Below are 7,637 nucleotides of genomic sequence, written 5' to 3' on the forward strand. Positions count from 1 at the left end.
CCTGACAATGAGCCTCGAACTGCTTCCCGCCGTCGACGTCCGCGACGGCCAGGCCGTCCGCCTGGTCAAGGGCGCCTCCGGCACCGAGACCTCCTTCGGCGAGCCGCTGGCCGCCGCCCTCGCCTGGCAGAACGCCGGCGCCGAGTGGCTGCACCTGGTGGACCTCGACGCCGCCTTCGGCACCGGCACCAACTACGCGCTGCTCAAGGAGGTCACCGGCCGCCTCGACATCAAGGTCGAGCTGTCCGGCGGCATCCGCGACGACGAGTCGCTCGCCAACGCGCTCGCCACCGGCTGCACCCGCGTCAACCTCGGCACCGCCGCCCTGGAGGCCCCCGAGTGGGTCGCCAAGGCCATCGCCGAGCACGGCGACAAGATCGCCGTCGGCCTGGACGTCGTCGGCACCACCCTGCGCGGCCGCGGCTGGACCCGCGACGGCGGCGAGCTCTTCGACGTCCTCGCCCGGCTCGACCAGGAGGGCTGCGCCCGCTACGTCGTCACCGACGTCAACCGGGACGGCACCCTGACCGGCCCCAACCTGCAGCTGCTGCGCGACGTCTGCGCCGCCACCGACCGCCCGGTCGTCGCCTCCGGCGGCGTCTCCTCCCTGGACGACCTGCGGGCCATCGCCGGCCTGGTCGGCGAGGGTGTCGAGGGCGCCATCGTGGGCAAGGCACTCTACGAGCAGAAGTTCACCCTCGAAGAGGCCCTGGAGGCGGTTTCAGGATGACGGAACGTCGGATCGTACGCGGCAAGGTCGCCGGATGCTCCCCCTGGGAGGACGCCTTCGGCTACTCGCGGGCCGTCGCCGCCGGGGACCACGTGCACGTGGCCGGCACCACCGCCTGGGTGGACGGCCGGATCGAGCACGAGGGCGACCCGTACCGGCAGACCCTCGCCGCGTTCGGCGTCGGGCTGCGGGCCCTCGCCGCGTACGGTCTGACGGCGGACGACGTGGTCCGCACCCGGATGTACATCACCCACGTCCGCGACGCCGACGAGGTGGGCCGCGCCCACCGCGAACTCTTCGACGCCGCCCGCCCGGTGGCCACCATGGTGGTGGTCGAGGGCCTGATCGACTCCCGGATGATGGTCGAGGTCGAGCTCGACGCCCACCGCACCGGGCTGGCAAAGACCCTGGAAGGCAAACAGCCGTGACCCTCGCCGTACGTGTCATCCCCTGCCTGGACGTCGACGCCGGGCGGGTGGTCAAGGGCGTCAACTTCCAGAACCTGCGCGACGCCGGTGACCCGGTGGAGATGGCCAAGCTCTACGACGCCGAGGGCGCCGACGAGTTGACCTTCCTCGACATCACCGCCTCCTCCGGGGATCGGGAGACCACCTACGACGTGGTCCGCCGCACCGCCGAGCAGGTCTTCATCCCGCTCACCGTCGGCGGCGGCATCCGCGCCGTCGAGGACGTCGACAAGCTGCTGCGGGCCGGCGCGGACAAGGTCGGCGTCAACACCGCCGCCATCGCCCGTCCGGAGCTCGTCCGCGAGATCGCCCGGCGCTTCGGCCGGCAGGTCCTGGTGCTCTCCGTCGACGCCCGGCGCTGCCCGCCCGGCACCGAGACCGCCTCCGGCTACGAGGTCACCACCCACGGCGGCCGCCGCGGCACCGGCCTCGACGCCGTCGAATGGGCCGGCCGCGCCGCCGAGCTCGGCGCCGGCGAGATCCTGCTGAACTCCATGGACGCCGACGGCACCAAGGACGGCTACGACCTGGAGATGATCCGGGCCGTCCGCAAGGCCGTCTCGGTGCCCGTGATCGCCTCCGGCGGCGCCGGCCGGCTCGCCGACTTCGCGCCGGCCGTCGAGGCGGGCGCCGACGCGGTGCTCGCCGCCAGCGTCTTCCACTTCGGCGACCTGCGGATCGGCGAGGTCAAGGACGCGCTGCGCGAGGCCGGGCACCCGGTGCGCTGAGGCAGGCCCGAGGGCCCGTCGTGCCGGTGTGGTGCCGGTGCGGCGGGCCCTCGGTGTGTGCGGTCGTCGGCGGGCGTCGGGGTGGGGGTGGGGCTCCGGGGTCCTGCCGGGATCCGGGACTGTCGGGACTCTGGACTGCCGGGGGCCAGGACTGCCGGCGTCCAGGACTGTCGGGGTTCAGGACTGTCGGGGTTCAGGACTGCCGGGGCTCACCCTTGATCAGCGCGAACGGGGCGCCGTTCGGATCCGCCAGCCAGGCGAGACGGCCCACGTTCGGCACGTCCTCGGCCGGCATCATCACCGATCCGCCGGCCGCCGTCGCCCTCGCGATCACCGCGTCCACGTCGTCCGCGGCGAAGTACGGCGTCCACGCGGACGGCTGCTCCGCGGACATGACCGGCGCGATGCCGCCGAAGCTGGTGGCCTGCTGGTCGCCGTCGGCCGTGGAGAGCACCCGGTAGTTCATGCCCGGCGACGGCTCGAAGTTCTCCACCCGCCAGCCGAAGAGCGCCCGGTAGAAGCCGAAGCCGGCCTCCGGGTCGGCGCTGTGCAGCTCCGACCAGACCAGCGTGGCGTCCTCCGACACCACGTCCAGGCCGCGGACGTCACCCGGCTGCCAGACCGCGAACTCGGCGCCCTGCGGGTCCGTCAGCTGCGCCATCCGACCGGCCGTCATCACGTCCATCGCCGGCACCCGCACCGTGCCGCCGGCCTGCTCGACGGCCTTCACGGTGGCGTCCGCGTCCGGGGTGTGGAAGTACGTCGTCCACGCGGACCTGGCGCCCTGGTCCTGCAGTGGGCCGACCGCCGCGACCGTCCTGCCGTTCAGCTGGAGGAACCCGTAACCGCCCGTCTCCGGACCGGCGGACTCGAACGTCCAGCCGAACACCTTGCCGTAGAACTCGGCGGTGGCCGCCACGTCCGGGCTGCCGAGGTCGATCCAGCAGGGTGCGCCGGCGGGAAAGTCGGTGGTGAGCATGAGGTGGTGCCCCTTCGACGGAGAAGTGACCGGAACGGCCCCCCGAGGACGCGCACACGCCCCCTTCCCGGCCACCTGCGAGTCTGCACCCGACCACTGACATCCGCAGCCGGGACACGGCTGACCTCGCGGATTCGGCGGCTCGGGCTGGGCGGGGCCCCGGCGGGCGGCTACAGCCAGCCCCGCTGCGCCGCCTTCAGCCCGGCCTCGAAGCGGCTGGCGGCGTCGAGCCGCTCCATCAGGGCGGACATCTGGCGGCGCACGGTGCGCACCGAGATGCCGAGCCGCTTGCCGGCGCCCTCGTCCGTCAGACCCGTCCCGAGCAGCCGGAGCAGGTCGCGTTCGGCCGGGGTGAGGCCGGTGTCGTGATGGGTGGGCTGGTCGGCGCCGAGTGGCACGGCCGTGGACCAGGCCTGCTCGAACAGGGCGACCAGCGAGGCGACCAGCCCGGGCTCGCTGGTGCAGAGCGCCCCCAGCCTCGTCCGGGTCGGGTCGATCGGGACGACGGCGGTGTGCCGGTCGAAGACCAGCAGCCGCGGCGGCAGCAGGGGAGCCGTCCGCACCTGGCCGCCCAGCCCGGTCAGCCACTGGGCGTACGCGTGGGTGGCCTGGTCGTTGCGGACGCTGTCCTGGTACAGCGTCCGCATGGCGACCCCGCGCTCCAGCGCGTCCCGGTCGAGCGGACGGGCGGCGTCCATGCTGGCCTGGGACTGCGCCCCGCCCGAGATGGCGGCGAGGAACTCCTCCCGCAGGCCGCGCGCCAGCGTCTCGAGCTTGGCCTGGATCGCGTCCATCCCGACCAGCCGCTCGGTCGCCTCCGAGGTGGTGTTGGGCATCAGGTCGGCGTAGGCGGCGACGGCCCGGGCCACGGCGGCCTTGCTGGCGGCCAACTCCTGCTGGCGGCGGGCGAGGTCGTCCTCCTGGCGGCGGATGACGGCCTCCAGGCCGACCGCCGGGCTGACCGGGCGCAGCGCGCCGTCGACCTCCTGGGAGGGGCGCAGCAGCGTCAGGTCCGCGAGCCGGTCGAGGGCCTCCCGCGCGGCTGTCTCCGAGAGCCGCAGGCGGCGGCAGAGGTCGGCGACCCCGCACCCGGGCTCGACCAGCAGGGCCGCGTAGACGGCCTCCGCCGCCGGGTCCAGTCCCAGCACTTCGAGCACGATTCCCCCCGGATTCGCCGATGCGCGCGGCCAGGTCGTGTCAAGGCCGTCTGCGTGATTCTCACAGTTCACTCATGCGTGTGCAAGGAGATCTGACGGTGCATCGGTGGGGCGGCAGGGGCTGCTGGGCCGGGGCCGCCGGACCGGGGCCGCCGGTCGTGGCGCGATGCTGCCAGGCCTGATGCTGTCGCGGGAAAGGCCTTCCGGCGCGCCGGTCGGGCCTGCAGGATATGGATCACCGAGCCGCAGGGGCGCCGAGCCCCGGGCCGGGCGGGACGACGGGGGCCAGAGCCGTCCGTCCCGACGAACCGACCGACCAGCAACCAGGGGGTTGTTCTCCATGCGGATCTCCGCTCGCGTTCCCGGCGTCCTCGCGACCGCGGCAGTCGTGGCCACGCTCGCCCTGCCGGCCGTCACCGCCGTCGCCGCCGCACCGGACACCGTGGCGGGCGTGTCCGCAGCCGGCGTGTCCGCGGCGGGCGACCCCGGTACGGGCGACCCCGGCACGGGTGGGGCGGGCGCGGGCGGCCAGGGCAAGCCCGGCCTGGGCGACCCGGGCAGCATCAGCTGGGACAACAAGAAGTGACTGCCGCCGCCGGCGACGGCCGCTCGAACCCGACCCGATGCACATCGTCCGCCTGACGCTCACCAGCCCCGACCGGCGACCGGCCAGCGACGCCGACGCCCACGTCCTGAAGGACGTGCTCTGGGCCCACGCCGATCCCGGCGCCGGCCTGGAGCACGTCCAGTCGAGAGCCCGTCAGGACTCCATCGACCTCGTCGTCTTCACCAGCGGCGGAAGTGGCGACCATGCCCCCGCCCACTCGCTGGCCCTCTGTTCCGCCGCGCTCTCGCGCTCCCCGGCCTTCCGGGCCTGGCGCGTCACCGTCGCCGGCTGACGGCCGTCCGCATCCTGCCGGAGCCGCTCCGGCGTTCCTTCCTGCCGGTGTCCCGCCGGCGTCCCTTCGTGCCGGGGCCTCTCCGGCGCTCCTTCCCGCCGGACTCACCCCGGCGTTCCTTCTTCCGGTGATCCGGGCGCCTGCGCGCCGCGCCGGTCCTCCGCATGCCACTTCCAGGAGCATCCATGCCCCGCAAGGCCTATCTCCGCACGTCCGCCGTCGCCCTCGGGCTGGCCGGCTCGCTCTCCCTCGGCCTGGTCGTCCAGGGCGGCACCGCGTTCGCCGCCGATCCCGCCGCCACCGCCGTCGCGGGCGGCGAGTACGGTGGCGCGGGCCAGCCGGTCGGGGCCGCCCAGGCGCCCGCCGCCGGGGCCTCGTCGGCGGCCGCGTCCGTCCTGGCCCCGGCCGTCACCCGCAGTGAGGCCATCCGGCGCGCCAAGACCTGGGTCGGCATCGGCCTCGACTACAGCTGGACCGGCTCGCACAACGGGTACCGCACCGACTGCTCCGGCTACGTCTCGATGGCCTGGAAGCTCGACGACTCGCTGACCACCGACACCTTCGGCCCGCGCGGCGTCACCGAGCAGATCGGCAAGGGCGATCTCAAGGCCGGCGACGCGCTGCTCAACGACAACAGCGGCGCCAACGGCCACGTCGTGCTGTTCGAGAAGTGGACCGACTCCAGCCACTACATGGGCTACGAGTTCACCGGCAGCGGCGTCCACTACCGCGAGATCCCCTACCCCTACTACCCCGGCTACGGCACCTACGTGCCGGTCCGCAACAAGTCCATCCGCGAGGACGGGCCCTCCGACCCGGGGATGACCAACCTGACGGCGGGTGACTTCAACGGGAACGGCAAGAAGGACCTGGTGGCCGTCGAGGTGTCCACCGGCAAGCTGTTCTCCTACCCCGGGACGGGGACGGGGACGTTGGGGAGCCGGGTGATGATCGGTTCCGGTGGCTGGAACGGGATGAGCAACCTGGCGGTGGGCGACCTGAACCGGGACGGTCGGGACGACATCGTGGCGACGGAGAAGTCGACGGGCAAGCTGTGGCTGTACCCGGGCACGGGCAGCGGTGTGGGTGACCGGGTGGAGATCGGGTCCGGTGGCTGGAACGGGATGAACAACACCGCGGTGGGTGACTTCAACGGTGACGGCAAGGACGACGTCGTGGCCAGTGAGAACTCGACGGGGAAGCTGTGGCTGTACCCGGGGACGGGCAGCGGTGTGGGTGACCGGGTGGAGATCGGGTCCGGTGGCTGGAACGGGATGAACAAGATCGTCAGCCCGGGGGACATGAACCGGGACGGCAAGGACGACCTGGTCGCCACCGAGACGTCGACGGGCAAGCTGTGGCTGTACCCGGGCACGGGGCGTGGCCTGGGGGACCGGGTGGAGATCGGCACGGGCGGTTGGAACGGGATCTCCGACTACGCGGGTGCGGACTTCACCGGTGACGGCATCGGTGACCTCGCGGCCGTGGACTCCGACCCGGGCGAGACCGGGAAGCTCTACCTGTACAAGGGCACCGGCAGCGGCCTGAGCTCCCGCACCGAGATCGGCTCCGGCGGCTGGTAGGCCGCGGCACCGTCCCGAACCCACTTGCTCTGCACCACCTCCAGGGGGAGAACACCCATGTCCGCACAGACCCGTACGCCCGCACGGTCCCGCGTGCGCAGGAGCACCGCCGTCCTCGCGCTGAGCCTCGCACCCCTCGTCGTCGCCGCAACCGCCGGAACCGCCGGCGCCGCCTCCGTCAGCACCTGGGACAAGGTGGCGGCCTGCGAGAGCAGCGGCAACTGGTCCATCAACACCGGGAACGGCTACTACGGCGGCCTGCAGATCAACGAGGCCAACTGGCGGCACTACGGCGGCACCCAGTACGCGGCCTACCCGCACCAGGCGACCAAGAAGGAACAGATCCTGATCGCCGAGAGGATCCTCGCCGACCAGGGGGCCGGCGCGTGGACCTGCAGCCCCGGCACCGGGCTCTCCACCGACCACGCGGACCCGTACCCGGCGGGGCCGTCCGACCCGGGGATGACCAACCTGACGGCGGGTGACTTCAACGGCGACGGCAAGAAGGACCTGGTGGCCGTCGAGGTGTCCACCGGAAAGCTGTTCTCCTACCCGGGCACCGGCACGGGGGCGCTGGGGAGCCGGGTGATGATCGGCTCCGGCGGCTGGAACGGCATGAGCAACCTGGCCGTGGGCGACCTCAACGGCGACGGCGGGGACGACATCGTCGCCACCGAGAAGTCCACCGGCAAGCTCTGGCTGTACCCGGGCAACGGCCACGGCGTCGAAGGCCGGATCGAGCTCGGCAGCGGTGGCTGGAACGGCATGAACAACACCGCCGTGGGCGACTTCACCGGCGACGGCGTGGCCGACGTCGTGGCGAGCGAGAACTCCACCGGGAAGCTGTGGCTGTACCCCGGCCTCGGCGGCGCCCTCGGCAAGCGGGTGGAGATCGGGTCCGGCGGCTGGAACGGGATGAACAAGATCGTCAGCCCGGGGGACATGAACAGGGACGGCAAGGACGACATCGTCGCCACCGAGAAGTCCACCGGCAAGCTCTGGCTGTACCCGGGCACGGGGCGTGGCCTGGGGGACCGGGTGGAGATCGGCACGGGCGGTTGGAACGGGATCTCCGACTACGCGGGTGCGGACTT

9 protein-coding genes are annotated in these 7,637 nt (G+C 72.9%); 7 read left to right on the forward strand and 2 right to left on the reverse strand.

Going from position 1 to position 7,637, the window contains the following annotated elements:
- Window positions 1–7: 7 nt before the first annotated feature.
- Genes priA through hisF form a run of 3 tightly spaced genes read left to right on the forward strand, consistent with a single transcriptional unit; the run spans window position 8 to window position 1,925 of the window.
- On the forward strand, window positions 8–730 hold the full coding sequence (priA, locus tag ACIRS1_RS05140; RefSeq protein ID WP_360207208.1) for a bifunctional 1-(5-phosphoribosyl)-5-((5-phosphoribosylamino)methylideneamino)imidazole-4-carboxamide isomerase/phosphoribosylanthranilate isomerase PriA: 723 nt from the start codon (window positions 8–10) through the stop codon (window positions 728–730).
- Window positions 727–1,158 (forward strand): RidA family protein, encoded by a 432-nt coding sequence (locus ACIRS1_RS05145; protein ID WP_402836857.1) that lies wholly within the window; start codon window positions 727–729, stop codon window positions 1,156–1,158. Before priA ends, ACIRS1_RS05145 begins: the two co-directional genes overlap by 4 nt.
- Window positions 1,155–1,925 (forward strand): imidazole glycerol phosphate synthase subunit HisF, encoded by a 771-nt coding sequence (gene hisF, locus ACIRS1_RS05150; RefSeq protein WP_402836858.1) that lies wholly within the window; start codon window positions 1,155–1,157, stop codon window positions 1,923–1,925. The genes ACIRS1_RS05145 and hisF overlap by 4 nt, the downstream gene beginning before the upstream one ends.
- Before the next feature lie 193 nt (window positions 1,926–2,118).
- On the opposite strand, the gene ACIRS1_RS05155 is transcribed toward hisF, so the two are convergent.
- Both ACIRS1_RS05155 and ACIRS1_RS05160 read right to left on the reverse strand, forming a co-directional pair.
- Window positions 2,119–2,904 carry a VOC family protein gene (locus ACIRS1_RS05155; protein ID WP_396317476.1) on the reverse strand — a complete coding sequence of 262 codons (786 nt, stop codon included), beginning with the start codon at window positions 2,902–2,904 and terminating at the stop codon, window positions 2,119–2,121.
- Between the two features lie 170 nt (window positions 2,905–3,074).
- The gene (locus ACIRS1_RS05160; RefSeq protein WP_402836859.1) at window positions 3,075–4,061 is read right to left on the reverse strand and encodes a LuxR C-terminal-related transcriptional regulator; all 987 of its coding nucleotides are present in this window, start codon (window positions 4,059–4,061) and stop codon (window positions 3,075–3,077) included.
- A 340-nt stretch (window positions 4,062–4,401) separates the two neighbouring features.
- Between ACIRS1_RS05160 and ACIRS1_RS05165 the strand changes: the two genes are divergently transcribed.
- The 4 genes from ACIRS1_RS05165 to ACIRS1_RS05180 all read left to right on the forward strand — a co-directional run.
- Entirely contained in the window at window positions 4,402–4,647 is a 246-nt protein-coding gene (locus ACIRS1_RS05165; protein WP_402836861.1) for a hypothetical protein, read from the forward strand.
- Window positions 4,648–4,684: 37 nt separating this feature from the next.
- A complete protein-coding gene (locus tag ACIRS1_RS05170; protein ID WP_402836862.1) occupies window positions 4,685–4,960 on the forward strand; it encodes a hypothetical protein in 276 nt (91 codons plus the stop codon).
- Between the two features lie 185 nt (window positions 4,961–5,145).
- Window positions 5,146–6,543 carry an FG-GAP-like repeat-containing protein gene (locus ACIRS1_RS05175; RefSeq protein ID WP_402836864.1) on the forward strand — a complete coding sequence of 466 codons (1,398 nt, stop codon included), beginning with the start codon at window positions 5,146–5,148 and terminating at the stop codon, window positions 6,541–6,543.
- Window positions 6,544–6,600: 57 nt separating this feature from the next.
- The coding region (locus ACIRS1_RS05180; RefSeq protein ID WP_402836866.1) for an FG-GAP-like repeat-containing protein at window positions 6,601–7,637 on the forward strand (1,037 nt) is incomplete at its 3' end.

The sequence above is a fragment of the Kitasatospora sp. NPDC101176 genome (genome assembly GCF_044768035.1).
GTDB lineage: Bacteria > Actinomycetota > Actinomycetes > Streptomycetales > Streptomycetaceae > Kitasatospora.

Coding starts and splice junctions, on each gene's coding strand:
- priA (WP_360207208.1), top strand. CDS start 8: ATGAGCCTCGAACTGCTTCCCGCCGTCGACGTCCGCGACGGCCAGGCC.
- ACIRS1_RS05145 (WP_402836857.1), top strand. CDS start 727: ATGACGGAACGTCGGATCGTACGCGGCAAGGTCGCCGGATGCTCCCCC.
- ACIRS1_RS05155 (WP_396317476.1), bottom strand. CDS start 2,904: ATGCTCACCACCGACTTTCCCGCCGGCGCACCCTGCTGGATCGACCTC.
- ACIRS1_RS05165 (WP_402836861.1), top strand. CDS start 4,402: ATGCGGATCTCCGCTCGCGTTCCCGGCGTCCTCGCGACCGCGGCAGTC.
- ACIRS1_RS05170 (WP_402836862.1), top strand. CDS start 4,685: ATGCACATCGTCCGCCTGACGCTCACCAGCCCCGACCGGCGACCGGCC.
- ACIRS1_RS05175 (WP_402836864.1), top strand. CDS start 5,146: ATGCCCCGCAAGGCCTATCTCCGCACGTCCGCCGTCGCCCTCGGGCTG.